Here is a 16,509-nt window from a genome sequence, read left to right as displayed (position 1 = left end):
GTGAGTCAACCGGTGTCCGAACCTCAACACGAACAACCCGTCCAACCGCTTATCGAGCATCTTCTCGAGCTGCGCCGCCGCATGATGTGGATCGTCATCGGTATCGTCGTCTGCTTCTTGGGCATGATGCCGTTTGCCCAGCAGCTCTATACTTTTGTTGCCGAACCATTGATGGCCAATCTGCCTAAAGATACCAGCATGATTGCGACCGATGTGATCGCGCCGTTTTTTGTGCCGGTCAAGGTTACTCTGATGGCGGCGTTTCTGCTGTCGTTGCCGCACACGCTGTATCAAGTCTGGGCATTTGTCGCTCCTGCCTTATACCAAAACGAAAAACGTTTGATTACGCCGCTGGTGTTGTCCAGCGTAACGCTTTTCTTCGTCGGTATGGCGTTTGCCTATTTCCTGGTGTTTCCCGTTATTTTCAAATTCTTGGCCGGTGTAACCCCTGTCGGCGTCAATATGGCGACCGATATCGACAAATACCTGTCCTTTATTTTGGGCATGTTTGTGGCATTCGGTACGACGTTTGAAGTTCCTGTCGTTGTGGTGTTGCTTGCAAAAATGGGTATTGTTTCGACTGAACAGCTTAAGAATGCCCGTCCGTATGTGATTGTCGGTGCGTTTGTCGTAGCCGCAATCATTACGCCGCCTGACGTAATTTCTCAAACCCTGCTTGCTGTTCCGCTGATTCTGCTCTACGAAGCAGGCATTTGGTTCAGCCGTTTTGCCAAGGCCAAAACGCAGCAGGAAGATGAGGATACACCGCAACCACCGGCAGAAGTTTAAGAATTAAGGCCGTCTGAAGAATTTTTCAGACGGCCTTTGTATCATGGCACTTTCAGTTTTTAAGAAAAAGCATGATGGATGTTTGGGGAATCGTAAAACATTGCCTCCCCAGATTCTTTTGATGCGACTAAAAATTTCGACCGAGGATTTTGCCAAAATCGAAGCAGTAATGCGTAACAGTCCCTCATGCCTCAATGGGCTGGATTTTAATACCAAACTTCCGGAATTAAGTTTGGGAAATGGGGTGATTTTTACCAATACATAAGCTGAAAATACTTGATTTTAGGTAATTAAAAAAATATTCGTTTCTATTTTATTAAAAAGTATGATGTCAGGCCGTCTGAAAATAAACTACTTTTCAGACGGCCTTTTTATTGTTCTTGTTTTTCTTTGTCCTCCTTATTTTTCAAGCATCTTACAAAAAGGGTTTGGAAAAATAGGTGCTTATATTTTGGTCGGATTCAGCCGTACGATTTCATGGGTAAATGTGTTATCGTATTCATATATGTTAAAAAACATTAATAAATTTGTATTTTTCTTACAGAGAAAGGCTTCAATATGGATGGTTGGACTCAAACGCTGAGTGCCGGTACCTTGCTCGGTATTGCGGCGGCGGCAATTTTGCTGATTTTGATTTTAATTGTGAAACTGCGTGTTCATGCTTTGCTGACGTTGGTATTGGTCAGTTTGCTGACTGCTATCGTAACAGGCCTGCCTATGGGCAGTATCGTCAATGATGTGTTGGTCAAAAACTTTGGCGGCACGCTCGGCAGCGTGGCGTTGCTGGTCGGTTTGGGCGCAATGCTCGGCCGTTTGGTGGAAACTTCCGGTGGGGCCCAATCTTTGGCGGATGCGCTGATTCGGATTTTTGGTGAAAAACGTGCGCCGTTTGCCTTAGGCGTGGCTTCTTTGATTTTTGGTTTTCCAATTTTCTTTGATGCCGGCTTGGTGGTGATGTTGCCGATTGTGTTTGCAACGGCACGCCGCATGAAGCAAACTGTTTTGCCCTATGCGTTGGCATCTATTGGCGCATTTTCGGTCATGCACGTCTTCCTGCCGCCACATCCCGGCCCGATTGCCGCTTCTGAATTTTATGGCGCAAATATTGGTCAACTGCTGATTTTGGGTTTGCCTGTTACCTTGATTACTTGGTATTTCAGCGGCTATTTATTGGGTAAAGTTTTGGGTCGCAGCATTCATGTACCCGTTCCTGATCTGCTCAGCGGCGGTACGCAAGATAACGACCAACCGAAAGCGCCTGCAAAAGCATCTACCGTCGTCGGTATTATGCTGATTCCTATGTTGTTGATTTTCTTGAATACCGGTTTGTCTGCTTTGATCAGCGAGAAAATGGTCAGTGCGGAAGAAGGCTGGGTGCAGTTTGCACGAATGCTTGGTTCGACCCCGATTGCTTTGCTGATTTCCGTTTTGGTAGCCCTGTATGTATTGGGTGGCAAACGTGGCGAAAAAGCCAGCGCTTTGGAGAAAACCATCGATGGTGCATTGGGTCCGGTTTGCTCGGTCATTTTGATTACCGGTGCAGGCGGTATGTTCGGCGGTGTGTTGCGTGCTTCCGGTATCGGTAAGGCTTTGGCCGACAGCATGGCCCACTTGTATATTCCCGTTATACTGGGCTGTTTCTTAGTGGCTTTGGCTTTGCGTATTGCGCAAGGTTCTGCAACTGTTGCCCTGACTACCGCTGCCGCGTTGATGGCACCGGCCGTTGAGGCGGCAGGTTTCAGCGATTGGCAGATTACTTGCGTGGTATTGGCTACGGCGGCAGGTTCCGTTGGTTGCAGCCACTTTAACGATTCCGGTTTCTGGCTTGTTGGCCGTCTGTTGAATATGGATGTGCCGACGACCTTGAAGACATGGACGGTCAACCAAACACTTATTGCACTCATCGGTTTTGCTTTATCGTCAGTGTTGTTTGTTTTGGTTTAATCGGAAGAATGGGCGGATAGTGTCTTTGAGATAACACAATCCGCCCGTTTTTAAATACCGTTAAAATCTAGATAAACAAGGAGTAGAAAAATGACGACACATTTTGTCATGATGGGCGTGTGCGGTTGCGGTAAAACCACTGCCGCGCTGTCTTTGCAAAAACATCTCAACCAATGCCCGTATGCCGAAGGCGACGATTTCCATACCCAAGCCAACCGCGACAAGATGGGTGCCGGTATTCCGTTGACGGATGAAGACCGTTACCCATGGCTGGGCAATTTGCGTGACTGGATGACGGAGCAGGCAAAAAGTGGGGAAAAATATTCCATCGTTACTTGTTCCGCGCTCAAACGCCAATACCGCGATATTCTGCGTGGTGCAGAAGGGAAGGTAGCTTTTATCCATCTGACTCCGCCTCAAGCAATCAATCTCGAGCGTATGCTGTCGCGTCAGGGGCATTATATGAAAGCCGGAATGCTGGATTCGCAGCTGGAGATTTTGGAAGAGCTGGGTGCGGATGAGTACGGTGTCAAAATCGACAATCCGGGTTCGCCTGAAGCCGTTGAGGCAGATATTGTGAACTGGGTGAAAGCGCAAGGCTTGATTTAGTAATGATCAGAAATGGAAAGGCCGTCTGAAATATTTCAGACGGCCTTTTTTGATGGGATTTAGAATGTTTTTTGCGAGTCAAGCAATAAGGTAACCGGCCCGTCATTGCAAAGGGAGACCTGCATATGGGTTTGGAATCTGCCGGTTTCGACAGTCAATCCATGTTCGCGTAGAAGTTGTGCGGTGTATTGATAAAGCTTATCGGCTTGTTCTGCGGGTGCGGCATTAGAGAAAGAAGGACGGCGGCCGCTGCGCGCATCGGCGTAAAGGGTAAACTGGGAAACCAGTAATATTGAGCCGCCGACATCTTTGAGCGATAAATTTAATTTGCCGTTTTCGTCTTCAAAGATACGTAGGTTGGCGGTTTTATCCGCAATGTATTTGGCGTCCGCTTCTGTATCGGTGTGGGTAACACCGAGCAATATCATAAATCCGTTGTTGATTTCGCCGCAGGTTTCTCGGGAATCTTCGGACAAAACGTCAACTTTGGCTTGGGTAACTTTTTGGATAACAGCGCGCATAATGTTTTGTGAATACAATGAGTTGTAAAAGGGCGTAAGATACGCCCTCTGTGTTCAAATATGGTTTCAGACGGCCTGAAACCATTGAATTAATTTACGGATTAATGCCGTTGTCTTTCAAGATACCTTCGATCTGATTCTCGACTTTTTGTCGTTTGACAGCTTGGGCAATCTGATTGCGTACCAGTTCGAAAGGTTCGGCATTAGGATTACGCTCTACGGCACTGAGTTTAAACAGATAAAAACGGTTTTCCATCTGAATCGGCTCATGTGTTACATCGCCTCGATTCATGTCGGCAAAAGCGGTAGCCAGTTGAGGAGGAAGCTGCTGTGGAGAGATGAAGCCATCGAACTCTTGTTCGGGGTTGGGATAGCGTTTCATCAGTTCTTCAAATGATAAGCCTTTGAGCAGCAGTTCTTGCGCGGCGCGTACTTCTTCGGCTGACGCAAAGTTGACTTGTTGCAGCTTGATAACGCGTGTTTGCTGGTCGTAGAAACGGCGCAACTCGGCATCGTCAACCGCGGTTTGGCGTTCTAGATAAGCAGCGTATTGGTTGGCATAGAATTCAGCTTCGACGTTTTTTAACTGATTTTGCACTTCCGCATCTTTGTCCAAACCAGCCTTGATGGCTTCATTTTTCAAAACTTCCAAAGTCTGCAAACGTGTAACCACATCTTTGCGGATTGCCTGACCATCGGGTTTGGCAGTCTGGTTGGGATGTTGATCGGCCTGTCTCAATACTTCGGCAACCATGCTGTCGATACGCGCGGGATCGATTTCAGGTGCTTTGGCAGTTGCCAAGCCGACGGTTGATAGGGCGAGGATAGCCAAAACGGCAGTTTTGGGCTTGATGTTCATGTGAGTTCCTTATTGCCCGCCGTTATCACGGCGGGCACGTTATATTATTTGTTGACTTTGATGCTGGCTTTTTTCAGTAATGATTGAATGGCCGCATCAACACGGGCTGCCTGTAAGTCGCTGCCAATCTCGTTTTTAGCGATTTCGTAAGAAGGTACGGTAACGTTACGACGGTCATTGACATAGAAAACAGCGTACAGATTGCCGTTTTGCAGCGGCGTTTTAGTGTGTGCCCCTTTTTTCAGGTCTTTGACAGCAGCGTAAAGCGGAGGCGCTGATTCTTGCAAATCTTTAAGCGGAACATAAGCTTTAGGGATGCCGCCGGCTTTTTTGGCCGCTTCGTCAATTGAGTATTGGTTCAATACCGAAACAAAGCTCTTTTTCGCATCCAAATCGGCAATGGCTTTTTGGGCGTTGCTGCTGTCGGTCACGATTTCGCCCAGTTGGACTTCCTGAGTACCTTTATAGAAGTTGCTGAAGTCGTTGTAAGCGGCTTTGACATCTTTTTCTTGAACAGGATATTGACGGACGATATGCGCTGCGAAGGCTTGGCCTAACAAATCATTTTCGAAAACTGCCCATTCGGTTTTGAATGTGGCTTTTTTATCTGCACCTTGCTTGGCGGCATCGGCACGCGCTTGCTCCAATGCAGTTTTGAATTCAGCGCTTTGATCCAGTTTTAATTTTTTAGCTTCTTGGGTAACAACAGTGCTGATAACTTGGCGTTCAGTCAGCATTTGACGCAATTCAGGAGTGTCTTGAACGTTCGGGTTGCTGGCGCGTACGGAAGCAACTTGGTCATCGATAACGCTGCTGTCGATGGCTTGACCGTTGACGGTAACCAAAGTTTGGGCAAACAGGGTGCCGGTAGTCAGGGCAAGCATCAAGGCTGAAGCAAAGTAGGTTTTTTTCATCGTATTTCTCGTTTAAATTAATGATTGAAAATAAATTAATGATTGGAAATCAAAGTTCGGGCAGTAATCTTAATGGAAGTATTCGTCCGGCGTGGCCGCTTTGATACTGAGTGCATGAATCAGGCCGTCTGAAAACAAGTCTTGTAAAAGCTGCTTAATCATACGTTGCCGCTCGAGGCGGCTAATGTTTTCAAATGCGTTGCTGACCACCACTATGGCGTAATGCCCGCCGCCTTTATTACCGGCATGGCCGGCATGCAGATGGCTCTCATCTTCAAAATCAAAGAACTCAGGCTCAAGTGCCTGCAGGCGTTCTTCAATCATTTGACGCATATTGCTCATTTGAACACGGCTTTAAAGGGTTTAATCAATACTTCTGCGTATACGCCGGCATCGACGTAAGGGTCTTGTTCAGCCCATTCTTGTGCAGCGTCCAAAGATTCAAATTGAGCCACGATCAGGCTGCCGGAAACGCGTTCCGGATTATCTGGTAAAGGATTGGGGCCGGCAGTCAGCAGACGGCCTTGCGCTTTCAATTCTTCTAAGCGTGCCAAATGAGCAGGGCGGGCCGCCATGCGTGCTTCGTAGACATCTTCGGCATCAGTGGCCAAAAGCATGAAATATTCCATTATTGATCCTCCTTAGACTGGAAACGCATCAGATACATACCCTGTGCGATGGAAAAAATGATTGTGAAACCCAATGTGCCGAACAGTTTGTAATTGACCCATTGGTCTGGAAAATACGTAAAGACAAAGAGGTTGGCAGCCCCCATAAAAATCAGGAAGCCAATCCATGCATAAGTCAGGCGCGTCCATACAAAATCAGGAAGCTGCATTTCTTTGCCCATGACGGCTTTAAGCCCGTTTTTACCGGCAAGGTGGCTGAACAGCATGACGATTGCGCCAATCCAAAACAGAACGGTTGATTTCCACATGATAAAGCGGTTGTCTTTCAGCAGAATTGTTGCTCCGCCAAAAAAGACAATCAAAATCAGGCTGACCCATTGCATGGTGTCCAGTTTGCGGTGTTTCCAAAAGGTCAGTGCAGCTTGGGCAATACCGACTATAACCGCAACAGTTGTTGCGGCAATCATGTCTTTGGTGATGATGTATGTGATGAAAAATAAGAATACGGCGAATAAGTCGCTCAAAACCTTCATATATTAATGATGAAACTAATTGAGTAAATGCTAATCATACAGGGAGATGTGTTTTTTTGCACCTTTCCCTATGACTTTAATACCACATATATCCATATAAAATATTTGTTTTGGGTTGGTGAAATTTGTAAAAAAGAAACACAAGCATGCAAAAGTAATAGATTTGCTAAGGAATTTTAGGCTGAATAGCCTCTATTGCTTGGCAGGAGTGGGTTAAAAATATATCATGACGTAATATCTACTAAATATATGGTTAAATGCGCGCACATTGGTTTGTACCATAATTTCCGAACAGGGGATCAGTTTTGAAAAAACATCACAATATTAAATTAATTACAGCTTCTATCGCTTTAATGACATCGTTCAGTGCCTCTGCAGGTTTGGGTGGCTTGAACGTCCAATCTCATTTGGGTGAGCCTTTTACAGGCAGTATCACTGTGACTGGCGAGGAAGCTCAGGCTCTGCTTAATGGCGGCAAGGCCACTATTTCAAATGGCAATTTGCGCGCGGCGGTACGCAAATCAGGCGATAAGGCAGTCGTTACCATCCGCTCTTCTAAAGCCATCAAAGATCCTGTTTTAGTTTTCCAAGTTGGTGTTGGCGCGCAATCTCGTGAGTACACCGCTATTATCGATCCGGCCGGATATGATTCTAAAGATGCTGCATCTGTTCGTACTCGTCCGGTCGCTGAATCTCAATCCTCCGAGCCGACACGCAATGCCCAACAGCCTGCAACGAAAAACAATAAAGCAGTAGGTAATCAGGCAACTCAAGCGCGTAAGGATGTGCAGCGTAAGGCTGAGAAAAAACAAGTTCAGACGGCCCCTGCTAAAAACGATACGGCTGCACGTTCAGGCAGGCAGCATTTGGTACGTACGGGTGAAACCCTGATTGCCATTGCGTCCAGCATCCGTCCGCAAGGTATGACCTTGGATCAAACCATCCAGGCTTTGGTAAATGCCAACCCGGATGTGTTTATCAATAATAATGCCAACCGTATGTTGGCAGGTAAAGTGCTGAATATTCCAAATCGTAGTGAATTGCAACGCTTAGCTGCTTCTGCTCCTGTTAAAACCAATACAGCGGCAGAAAAAGGCAATGAAACCTTCAATGCAACAGAAGCTAAAATAGAAAAACCTGTTGTTCAGCCAGAGGCTCAAACTGAAGCCCAGGTTAAAGATACTGGCGTAAATACACAGCAGCAGGAAGAAGTGAAACAAGCTTCAGCTGAACAAACAGAACAAGCAGCATCTGCAGCGGTTAATGAAAATGCCGCATCGACTGTTCCTACGTCCGATATTCAAGAAGCTATGGCTTCTGATGCTCAAGAGAACGTAGTGGCTTCTGAGCCTGTTGCAACCACTGATTCTGTCGCGGAGCAAACAGAAAGCGAATCAGACGGCAATTTATGGAAATGGTTGTTGGCAGGTGGTGCAGCCCTTATTGCTGCTTGGTTGTTGTTGAAAGCTGCCGGTAAACGCAAAGATGATCCAGAAGCAGCGCCTGTAAGCCGTAAGGATGAAAAGAAGGCTGTACAGAAAAATGTTGCTGCTTCAGCTGCTGCGGCTGCTTCAACTAAAGTAATGCCGTCTGAAAAAACTCAAGATGGCCTGCTTATTGAAGACGATTTTGAAGATGATGTGGTTATCAATGAAGTAGAAGAATCTTCCAATATCGATGATGTCAAACTTGATTTAGGTAAGATTGACAATAGTCAGGCAGGTATTCTTTCAGGTGCGGTAACGCATGATGTTGAGACAGAGCAACGCCGCCATGCCGATTGGGATAGTATCGAATCAACAGAAAGCGTGTACGAGCCCGAACCGGAAAATCCGTATCAGCCGGTATCTGTTGTTATGCCGGAACGTAAAGAAGAGCAGGCAAATACATTTGCTGAGTTTGATTTGGCGGCAGAGAAAAAAGTCTCCGAGTCAAGAAATGAAGAGCCACTCGAGTTTACGGTAGAAACCCCTGAGGCTTCAGATAGCCATGTGCTGCCATTTGATGTCAAGCAAGATCAAGACTTGCAAATTCAAGAAACCAAAGAAGAAGTAGAGAAAGAAGAAGCTGCTTCTGAGTTTGTGATTGAAGAAGGTGCATTGGAATGGGGAGCTGAAGATGTTTCAGTGGCTGCCGATAAAAGCAATAGTGAAAGAGGCTTTGTTTCAGAATCAGTCGGCATGACTGCACCGCTTGAAGCCAAATATGATTTGGCTAAGATGTATATCGAAATCGGTGATCCTGAAGCGGCTCGAGAAACATTGCAAGCGCTGATTGAAGAGGCTGAAGGCGATATTCTGTATAAAGCCCAAAAACTGATGAAAGAACTTGGCGCATAAGTACCAGTAAATGAAGATGCCGTTTCAGACGGCATCTTTTTTATGGTAAATTAAAAAGCAAGATTTTGGCTGAGTCTATTGTCAGTTGGGTAAGATTTCAGCTTTATATGATGGTTGAAGATGAAGGCCGTCTGAAATACATAATGGAGGCGTGTGTTGATCACGCCTTTTTAATATTCGTTACTTGAGCGTAGGCAATAATATCAATTTACAAGAAGTATAAGAAATGACTGAACAAGCAAATACAACAGGGCATCTGGTGCAGCGCTGGGCTTTGACCCTTTCTTATGATGGTAGCCGTTTTTATGGTTGGCAAAAACAGGCTGGAGATTTGCCGACTGTTCAGACGGCCTTGGAGCAGGCATTGTCTTCAATAGCAGGGGAGCAAATTAATACTATTGTTGCGGGAAGGACGGATACGGGTGTGCATGCAACTGCCCAGGTAGTGCATTTTGATACATCAGTAAGTCGTCTGGAGCAAGCATGGGTGCGGGGTGTCAATGCACATTTGCCTGATGGTGTTGCTGTATTGGTTGCGCAAAAAGTTGCACCTCATTTCCATGCCCGATTTGATGCTTATGGTCGCCATTATCGTTATTTATTGGAATCTTCACCGGTTCGTTCTCCATTATTGGTTGGCAGGGTAGGGTGGACGCATTTGAAATTGGATTTAAATCTGATGAGGCAGGCTGCTGCCTTATTGGAGGGTGAACATGACTTTTCCAGCTTTCGAGCAGCTGAATGTCAGGCGAAATCCCCTGTAAAGACACTATATAGTACAAGTATTAGTGGAACTTCTCGCTATCTGTGCCTTGATTTGCATGGGAATGCATTCTTACATCATATGGTACGCAATATTATGGGGGCATTAGTGTATGTGGGTAGTGGCAGAATCAGTGTAGATGAGTTTGAGTCGGTCTTTCACGCAAAAAGTAGATTGATGGCTCCGCCAACTTTTATGTCTGATGGTCTGTATTTAACCGGTGTTGACTATCCTGGTGAATTTGGCATGACGCAACTATCTCTACCCGAGTGGATGAGCGTTCTGGATAATGATTTTCAGACGGCCTAACTGCGGATTGTTGGTATAAAAGCAACAAAATAGCGTGATTGATGTGTAAATTGATAAAGTGTTGTAAAAATGCAAATCTTGGTTTTAAAGAAATTTATCATTGATTTTAAATAATAAATTTCCATTATTTGGGTTGTCTCTACCTTTATTTGGTTTCTGCGGTAGTGGGAGGGAGTTGAATAAAGTTTGTTTTTTTAGAGAGGAACAATTATAGTGACAGTCATGGAATCGCTGATTCCAGCGATAAAGTAAGCCTAAGCGGATTGTCCGGTCTGCTTAAGTTATTTCTTCACAATAGAAAAGGAATACAGCAATGAAAAAATCTCTGATTGCTCTGACTTTGGCAGCTCTGCCTGTTGCAGCTATGGCTGATGTGACTCTGTACGGTCAAATCAAAGCCGGCGTGGATATTTCTAAAGTAAAAACTGGAGACAAAGTAGTATCTAAAAAACAAGTTGGTAAGAAAACTGCTACTGAAATCGCTGACTACGGTTCTCGCATCGGTTTCAAAGGTCACGAACACTTGGGTAGTAACTTGAATGCTATCTGGCAAGTTGAACAAAAAACTTCTATCGCCGGTACTGACTCTGGTTTCGCTAACCGTGAATCTTTCTTGGGCTTGGAAGGCGGTTTCGGTAAAGTTCGTGCCGGTAACTTGAATACTGCTCTGAACGACAGCAGCGATAGCTTCGACCCTTGGGAATCTGGTGCAGCTAACGAAGACGCTCTGCAACTGGGTAAAATCAAACGTGTAGATGATCGCAAAGTATCTGTACGTTACGACACTCCTGTATTGGGTGGTTTCAGCGCAAGCGTACAATACCAACCTCGCGATAATGCTAACTCTAAAGACAAATATACTCACAAAGAAAAAAGCCGCGATTCTTACGACTTGGGCTTGAACTATGAAAACTCTGGTTTCTTCGGTCGCTATGCTGGTTCTTATGCTAAACGTGCAATTTTGAGCGATGATCACTTAAAAGCTTTCCGCTACAACACTACTTTGGCTGCTGGTGCTACTTACAAAGACCATCAGGCTCACCGTCTGACTGCTGGTTACGATGCTAACAACCTGATGGTTGCTGTTGTAGGTCAATACGAAGGCTTTAAAAAAGATGCTGCTAATGCTAAGAAAAACGAACGTACTGAAGTTGGTGCAACTGCTGCATACCGTTTCGGTAACGTAACTCCTCGTGTTTCTTACGCTCACGGTTTCAAAGCTAAAGAAGAAGGCGTGAAACAAAAGAACAGCGCTTACAACCAAGTTATCGTTGGTGCTGACTACGACTTCTCTAAACGTACTTCTGCCCTGTTGTCTGCCGGTTGGTTGAAAGAAGGCAAAGGCGACTACAAATACGAGAAAACTGCTGGTACTGTTGGCCTGCGTCACAAATTCTAATCTGACTTAAGATTAGTCTGAAAAAAGAGCCTGTTTTATACAGGCTCTTTTTGTTTTATAAGAAATGTATTTTGTCATTGCAGGGGTAGGTTAAAGTATTTTCGATATTCGTTTTCAGACGGTCTATGGAAATTTAAGTCAGGTTCCATTCTATTTAATATATGCTAAATGAAATTTCAGAAATTGTTTTGAGTATTATTATAAATAAGTTAATAATATAGGGATGATTCTTGGATTGAGTTGATTTTCCTATGTTTCATGCCTAATAATAAAAGGTTCATCTAATGTAGTTCTAAAGTATTATTAGTATGTAGAATCTGGTTTTAAGATTTGTAAACTTGATTTTAATCAAATTATTGCCGATAGATGATTCATATAATATAAGTGTTTAGAGTATCGATATATCGGGAATAGCCATGTCCTGTCTTGAAATGAAGTGCTTAAGTGGCATTTGGAAACGAATCCTTGTGCTTTTTGCTGTGTTTTCTATGATGATAGTAAGCCTGCCTGCTTACGCGGAGCGCTTGCCTGATTTCTTGGCAAAAGTTCAGCCGTCTGAAATTTTCCCAGGTGCTGACCGCTATGGCAAACCGGAAGGTAAGCCTTTGGTTGCTCGCGTGTACAAGGGTGAAGAGCAACTTGGCTTGGTTTATATCACGACTGATGTGGTCAATACGCGCGGTTATTCGAGTAAACCGATCGATACGATGGTTGCATTGGCCAATGATGGCACTATTGCTGGTGCAAAATTGGTTGAGCACCATGAGCCGATTATGCTGATCGGTATCCCGCAATCTCGTGTCGATAAATTCATTGATAAATATATTGGCTTAAATTTTATTAAAAACCCACCTCAACCAGGTGTTGCACCAGGGGATATTATTAGTGGTGCGACTGTAACCCTGATGGTCATCAATGACAGTATTCAGCGCTCTGTTAAAGCAGTAATCCATCAATATCATTTGGGTACAGATAAAGCAGTTCAAGCCGGTACGGCAGCTGCTTCCGGCGAACAGTCTGCCGAACCTGCCGTTCAGACTCGTCCGCGTCGTGTTGCTAATCAAGACAAACAAGATATCCTGTCATGGAATGCGCTTTTGGAACAAAAAGCCGTCGGCCATCTGCATATTTCTATCGACGAAATCAATAAACTGTTTGAGAAAAGCGGTAAGGCAGGTGTGGCAGATCATGCGGAGCAGGGCGATGGTAATGATACATTTATTGATCTGTATGTTGCCTTGGTCAGCCAACCTTCCATCGGTAAAAGCCTTTTAGGTGAAGCAGGTTGGAACAACCTGCAAAAACGTTTGAAACCTGGCCAAGAAGCCGTGATGGTGGCCGGCGAGGGTCGCTATTCTTGGAAAGGTTCGGGTTATGTCCGCGGCGGTATCTTCGACCGTATCGAAATGATTCAGGGCGATACCAGCTTCCGTTTTACCGATGCACAACATGAGCGTGTGGTTGCTTTGGCAGCGGAAGGTGCGCCTGCATTTAAAGAGGTTTCTTGGTTTACCATTCCTGAAGGTGTGGAATTTGATGGTGCTGAGCCATGGCGTTTGCAATTGATGATTCAACGCGTATTGAGCGTAAATGATAAGGCATTTGTAACTGCCGATTTGGATTATGAGTTGCCAAAAGGCTATTACGTTGACGATCCTAAAGCACCGCCGGTTGAAATTAGTGCACCGGTTGAGCCGGTAGCTGCGGCAGCCTCTGCTCCGGAAGAAAGTACAGGTATTGCAGAAGATGCAACAGCTGAGGAAGGTGTATCCAACCAACTTTGGAAACAGGTTTGGAAAGCCAAACAAGGTCAAATCGTGGTTGTCGGTATTGCTTTGACAATTCTTCTGTTGGTATTCCTGTTCCAAGATTGGATTGTCCGTTACGAAAAATGGTATGACCGATTCCGTCTCTGTTTCCTGACTTTTACGCTGTTTTATATCGGCTGGTATGCTCAGGCACAATTATCGGTAGTGAATACTTTGACGTTGTTCTCAGCTGTTTTGACTGAGTTCCACTGGGAATTTTTTCTGATGGATCCGCTGGTATTCATTCTGTGGCTCTTTACAGCGGCAACCATGCTGTTGTGGAACCGCGGTACATTCTGTGGATGGCTGTGTCCTTTCGGTGCATTGCAAGAGTTAACCAACCGTATCGCTAAAAAATTGGGTCTGAAACAAATTACAGTGCCACATTTGTTGCATACCCGTCTGAGTGCGATTAAATATGTAATTTTCTTCGCTTTGCTGGCAATTTCCCTGTACGATTTGGGTACGGCTGAAAAATTTGCTGAAATTGAGCCTTTCAAAACTGCAATTATTTTGAAATTCATGCGTGAATGGTGGTTTGTTCTGTTCGCCGCCGCTTTGCTGATTGCAGGCTTGTTCATCGAACGTTTCTTCTGCCGTTATCTGTGTCCTTTGGGTGCAGGTATTGCATTGCCGGGCCGCTTCCGTGTGTTTGATTGGCTGCGCCGTTATAAAATGTGCGGTAACCCATGCCAGATTTGTACACACGAATGCCCAGTACAGGCAATCGCACCTGAAGGCGACATTCATCCGAACGAATGTATCCAATGTCTGCATTGTCAGGTAATGTATCATCACGATACGCGTTGTCCTCAAGTAGTGGCAACGAATAAGAAAAAACAAAAACAAGCGGCGGCAAAAGCTGAACAGCATGATGCGGCAGCGACGCAAAGTGCCCAAGAACAAGTCGTCCAGTTTGTTAAAAAAGAATCGGTAATCAGTGTCGACAAGTAGTAATTTTAAATAAAAAAGAGGGCTGTATCGGCAGCCTGACTTAGAAAGTTTTTCATCGGCAGGCCGTCTGAAAAATCGGCCGCCGGATTTTATCCAAGGAGTGTCGTATGTCAGACGAAAAATTAGAACAAAACGGCTTAAGCCGTCGTTCATTCTTAGGTACTGCCGCTGCTTCCGGTGCAGGTATTGCCGGTGCTGGTTTGTTGGGCTTGGCCGGTTGCTCTAACGGCGAGGGTGATAAAGCTGCTGCTTCAGGTGCTGCACCTGCCGAAAAAGCCGCTGCTCATTCTGCCGAACCGGGCAAACAAACTTCCGAAGTCGGTCCAGGCGAACTTGACCAATACTACGGTTTCTTGTCAGGCGGTCAATCAGGCGAAATGCGCTTGATCGGCGTACCTTCTATGCGTGAGTTGATGCGTATCCCTGTGTTCAATATGGACAGCGCTACCGGTTGGGGCCGTACCAACGAGAGCCTGCGTATTTTGAATGAAAAAATTACGCCGGAAACCCGTAAATTCCTGCAAGACAGCGGTCTGCGCTGCTACCCTAACGGCGACTTGCACCACCCGCACTTGTCTTTTACCGATCAAACTTACGACGGCCGCTATGCATATGCCAACGATAAAGCAAACAACCGCGTTTGCCGTATCCGCTTGGATGTGATGAAAACCGATAAAATCGTTGAAATTCCAAACGTTTCAGGTGTTCACGGTCTGCGTCCTCAACGCTATCCGAAAACTGGCTACGTATTTGCCAATGGCGAGCATATCGTTCCTGTTGACGGCGTAGGCAAATGGGATGATCCTAAAACTTGGAATGCCGTTTATACTGCAGTTGACGGCGAAACCATGGACATCGCATGGCAAGTATTGGTAGACGGTAACTTGGATAATGGCGATGCCGACTACCAAGGTAAATACTCTTTCTCTACCTGCTATAACTCTGAGCGCGCTCTGACTGTACAAGGTGCATCTTCTAACGAACAAGACTGGTGTGTGGTATTTAACCTGGCTGCCATCGAAGAAGGCATCAAAAAAGGCGACTTCAAAGAAGTTAACGGCGTGAAAATGTTGGACGGTCGTGCGGAAGCCAACTCTCCATACACTCGTTACATCCCGGTTCCTAACTCTCCTCACGGCTGTAATGCAAGCCCTGACGGCAAATACATTATGCTCAACGGTAAACTGTCTCCAACCGTTACCGTATTGGATGTCAGCAAACTGGATGACTTGTTTGCAGGTAAAATCAAAGAGCGCGATGTTGTCGTAGCCGAGCCTCAACTGGGTCTTGGCCCATTACACACTGCATTTGACGGTCGCGGCAATGCCTATACTACATTGTTTATCGACAGCCAAATGGTGAAATGGAACATTGACGATGCGATTAAAGCCTATAAAGGCGAGAAAATCGATCCGATCAAACAAAAACTCGACGTTCACTATCAACCGGGCCACAACCACACTACCATGGGCGAAACCAAAGAAGCCGACGGTAAATGGTTGGTATCTTTGAACAAGTTCTCTAAAGACCGCTTCTTGAATGCCGGTCCTTTGAAACCTGAGTGTGACCAATTGATCGACATCTCCGGCGACGAAATGCGTCTGGTGCATGACAATCCGACTTTTGCCGAACCACACGACTTGTGCTTGGTTGCCGCGTCTAAAGTGAACCCAAGCAAAACTTGGGACCGCAAAGACCCATGGTTCTGGCAAGAAGCTTTGGAACAAGCTCAAAAAGACGGTGTTGAGCTGGAAAAAGCTGCCAAAGTCGTACGTGAAGGCAACAAAGTACGCGTGTACATGACTGCCGTTGCGCCTGCTTACAGCGTTCCTCAATTTGAAGTGAACCAAGGCGACGAAGTTACCGTATATGTAACCAACGTTGAGACCATTGAAGACTTGACTCACGGCTTTACTTTGGAAGGTTATGGCATTGCTATGGAGATTGGCCCGCAAGCTACATCTTCTGTAACCTTCAAGGCTGTCCGTCCAGGTGTACACTGGTACTACTGCCAATGGTTCTGCCACGCATTGCACATGGAAATGTCTGGCCAAATGATTGTTAAACCAAAATAATTTCGGTTTGATGATTTAATTCTTCAGGCCGTCTGAAAAAACATTCTTTCAGACGGCCTTTATA

Annotated in this window: 15 protein-coding genes; 9 read left to right on the top strand and 6 right to left on the bottom strand. The window is 45.6% G+C overall.

The features are described 5' to 3' along the window. Window positions 1-12 precede the first annotated feature (12 nt). The 4 genes from tatC (at window position 13) to DBY97_RS02075 (ending at window position 3,342) form a co-directional block, all read left to right on the top strand. The gene (gene tatC / locus DBY97_RS02090) at window positions 13-789 is read left to right on the top strand and encodes a twin-arginine translocase subunit TatC (RefSeq protein WP_049331173.1); all 777 of its coding nucleotides are present in this window, start codon (window positions 13-15) and stop codon (window positions 787-789) included. A gap of 43 nt (window positions 790-832) precedes the next feature. Continuing rightward, the gene (locus DBY97_RS02085) at window positions 833-1,054 is read left to right on the top strand and encodes a hypothetical protein (protein WP_107857269.1); all 222 of its coding nucleotides are present in this window, start codon (window positions 833-835) and stop codon (window positions 1,052-1,054) included. Between the two features lie 293 nt (window positions 1,055-1,347). Further along, entirely contained in the window at window positions 1,348-2,733 is a 1,386-nt protein-coding gene (locus tag DBY97_RS02080) for a GntP family permease (RefSeq protein ID WP_107857268.1), read from the top strand. Window positions 2,734-2,823: 90 nt separating this feature from the next. Then, complete coding sequence (locus tag DBY97_RS02075) at window positions 2,824-3,342, top strand: gluconokinase, GntK/IdnK-type (protein ID WP_107857267.1); 519 nt, start codon at window positions 2,824-2,826, stop codon at window positions 3,340-3,342. Between the two features lie 59 nt (window positions 3,343-3,401). On the opposite strand, the gene dtd is transcribed toward DBY97_RS02075, so the two are convergent. The 6 genes from dtd to DBY97_RS02045 form a co-directional block, all read right to left on the bottom strand. After that, window positions 3,402-3,863, bottom strand: a complete 462-nt coding sequence (dtd, locus tag DBY97_RS02070) for a D-aminoacyl-tRNA deacylase (protein ID WP_049331178.1) — start codon at window positions 3,861-3,863, stop codon at window positions 3,402-3,404. Window positions 3,864-3,957: 94 nt separating this feature from the next. Further along, window positions 3,958-4,722, bottom strand: coding sequence for a peptidylprolyl isomerase (locus DBY97_RS02065; RefSeq protein WP_107857266.1), 765 nt, complete (start codon window positions 4,720-4,722; stop codon window positions 3,958-3,960). A 44-nt stretch (window positions 4,723-4,766) separates the two neighbouring features. After that, window positions 4,767-5,636 (bottom strand): peptidylprolyl isomerase, encoded by an 870-nt coding sequence (locus tag DBY97_RS02060; RefSeq protein WP_107857265.1) that lies wholly within the window; start codon window positions 5,634-5,636, stop codon window positions 4,767-4,769. 69 nt (window positions 5,637-5,705) lie between these two features. Then, a complete protein-coding gene (locus DBY97_RS02055) occupies window positions 5,706-5,978 on the bottom strand; it encodes a BolA family protein (RefSeq protein WP_107857264.1) in 273 nt (90 codons plus the stop codon). Then, window positions 5,975-6,265, bottom strand: a complete 291-nt coding sequence (locus DBY97_RS02050; protein WP_107857263.1) for a YciI family protein — start codon at window positions 6,263-6,265, stop codon at window positions 5,975-5,977. Before DBY97_RS02050 ends, DBY97_RS02055 begins: the two co-directional genes overlap by 4 nt. Next, window positions 6,265-6,798 (bottom strand): septation protein A, encoded by a 534-nt coding sequence (locus DBY97_RS02045; protein ID WP_107857262.1) that lies wholly within the window; start codon window positions 6,796-6,798, stop codon window positions 6,265-6,267. Before DBY97_RS02045 ends, DBY97_RS02050 begins: the two co-directional genes overlap by 1 nt. Window positions 6,799-7,151: 353 nt before the next feature. Between DBY97_RS02045 and DBY97_RS02040 the strand changes: the two genes are divergently transcribed. The 5 genes from DBY97_RS02040 (at window position 7,152) to nosZ (ending at window position 16,445) form a co-directional block, all read left to right on the top strand. Beyond that, window positions 7,152-9,137: a FimV/HubP family polar landmark protein gene (locus DBY97_RS02040; protein WP_107857261.1), complete on the top strand. Its 1,986-nt coding sequence runs from the start codon at window positions 7,152-7,154 to the stop codon at window positions 9,135-9,137. Window positions 9,138-9,363: 226 nt separating this feature from the next. Next, window positions 9,364-10,209, top strand: coding sequence for a tRNA pseudouridine(38-40) synthase TruA (gene truA / locus DBY97_RS02035; RefSeq protein ID WP_107857260.1), 846 nt, complete (start codon window positions 9,364-9,366; stop codon window positions 10,207-10,209). A 313-nt stretch (window positions 10,210-10,522) separates the two neighbouring features. Continuing rightward, complete coding sequence (gene porB, locus DBY97_RS02025) at window positions 10,523-11,608, top strand: trimeric porin PorB (protein ID WP_107857259.1); 1,086 nt, start codon at window positions 10,523-10,525, stop codon at window positions 11,606-11,608. Window positions 11,609-12,096: 488 nt separating this feature from the next. After that, entirely contained in the window at window positions 12,097-14,370 is a 2,274-nt protein-coding gene (locus DBY97_RS02020) for a NosR/NirI family protein (protein WP_234394513.1), read from the top strand. A 107-nt stretch (window positions 14,371-14,477) separates the two neighbouring features. After that, window positions 14,478-16,445: a TAT-dependent nitrous-oxide reductase gene (nosZ, locus tag DBY97_RS02015; RefSeq protein WP_036493194.1), complete on the top strand. Its 1,968-nt coding sequence runs from the start codon at window positions 14,478-14,480 to the stop codon at window positions 16,443-16,445. Window positions 16,446-16,509: the final 64 nt, after the last annotated feature.

This window comes from Neisseria subflava (assembly GCF_003044645.1).
Classification (GTDB): Bacteria; Pseudomonadota; Gammaproteobacteria; order Burkholderiales; family Neisseriaceae; genus Neisseria; species Neisseria subflava_B.
Note: the sequence above shows the minus strand (reverse complement) of the source record. Positions and strands in the feature narration are given on the sequence as shown.

Bases quoted from the DNA above. Each gene is read 5' to 3' on its own strand.
- DBY97_RS02085 (WP_107857269.1), top strand. From the start codon at position 833: ATGGCACTTTCAGTTTTTAAGAAAAAGCATGATGGATGTTTGGGGAAT.
- DBY97_RS02080 (WP_107857268.1), top strand. From the start codon at position 1,348: ATGGATGGTTGGACTCAAACGCTGAGTGCCGGTACCTTGCTCGGTATT.
- DBY97_RS02075 (WP_107857267.1), top strand. From the start codon at position 2,824: ATGACGACACATTTTGTCATGATGGGCGTGTGCGGTTGCGGTAAAACC.
- dtd (WP_049331178.1), bottom strand. From the start codon at position 3,863: ATGCGCGCTGTTATCCAAAAAGTTACCCAAGCCAAAGTTGACGTTTTG.
- DBY97_RS02065 (WP_107857266.1), bottom strand. From the start codon at position 4,722: ATGAACATCAAGCCCAAAACTGCCGTTTTGGCTATCCTCGCCCTATCA.
- DBY97_RS02060 (WP_107857265.1), bottom strand. From the start codon at position 5,636: ATGAAAAAAACCTACTTTGCTTCAGCCTTGATGCTTGCCCTGACTACC.
- DBY97_RS02055 (WP_107857264.1), bottom strand. From the start codon at position 5,978: ATGAGCAATATGCGTCAAATGATTGAAGAACGCCTGCAGGCACTTGAG.
- DBY97_RS02050 (WP_107857263.1), bottom strand. From the start codon at position 6,265: ATGGAATATTTCATGCTTTTGGCCACTGATGCCGAAGATGTCTACGAA.
- DBY97_RS02045 (WP_107857262.1), bottom strand. From the start codon at position 6,798: ATGAAGGTTTTGAGCGACTTATTCGCCGTATTCTTATTTTTCATCACA.
- DBY97_RS02040 (WP_107857261.1), top strand. From the start codon at position 7,152: ATGACATCGTTCAGTGCCTCTGCAGGTTTGGGTGGCTTGAACGTCCAA.
- truA (WP_107857260.1), top strand. From the start codon at position 9,364: ATGACTGAACAAGCAAATACAACAGGGCATCTGGTGCAGCGCTGGGCT.
- porB (WP_107857259.1), top strand. From the start codon at position 10,523: ATGAAAAAATCTCTGATTGCTCTGACTTTGGCAGCTCTGCCTGTTGCA.
- DBY97_RS02020 (WP_234394513.1), top strand. From the start codon at position 12,097: ATGATGATAGTAAGCCTGCCTGCTTACGCGGAGCGCTTGCCTGATTTC.
- nosZ (WP_036493194.1), top strand. From the start codon at position 14,478: ATGTCAGACGAAAAATTAGAACAAAACGGCTTAAGCCGTCGTTCATTC.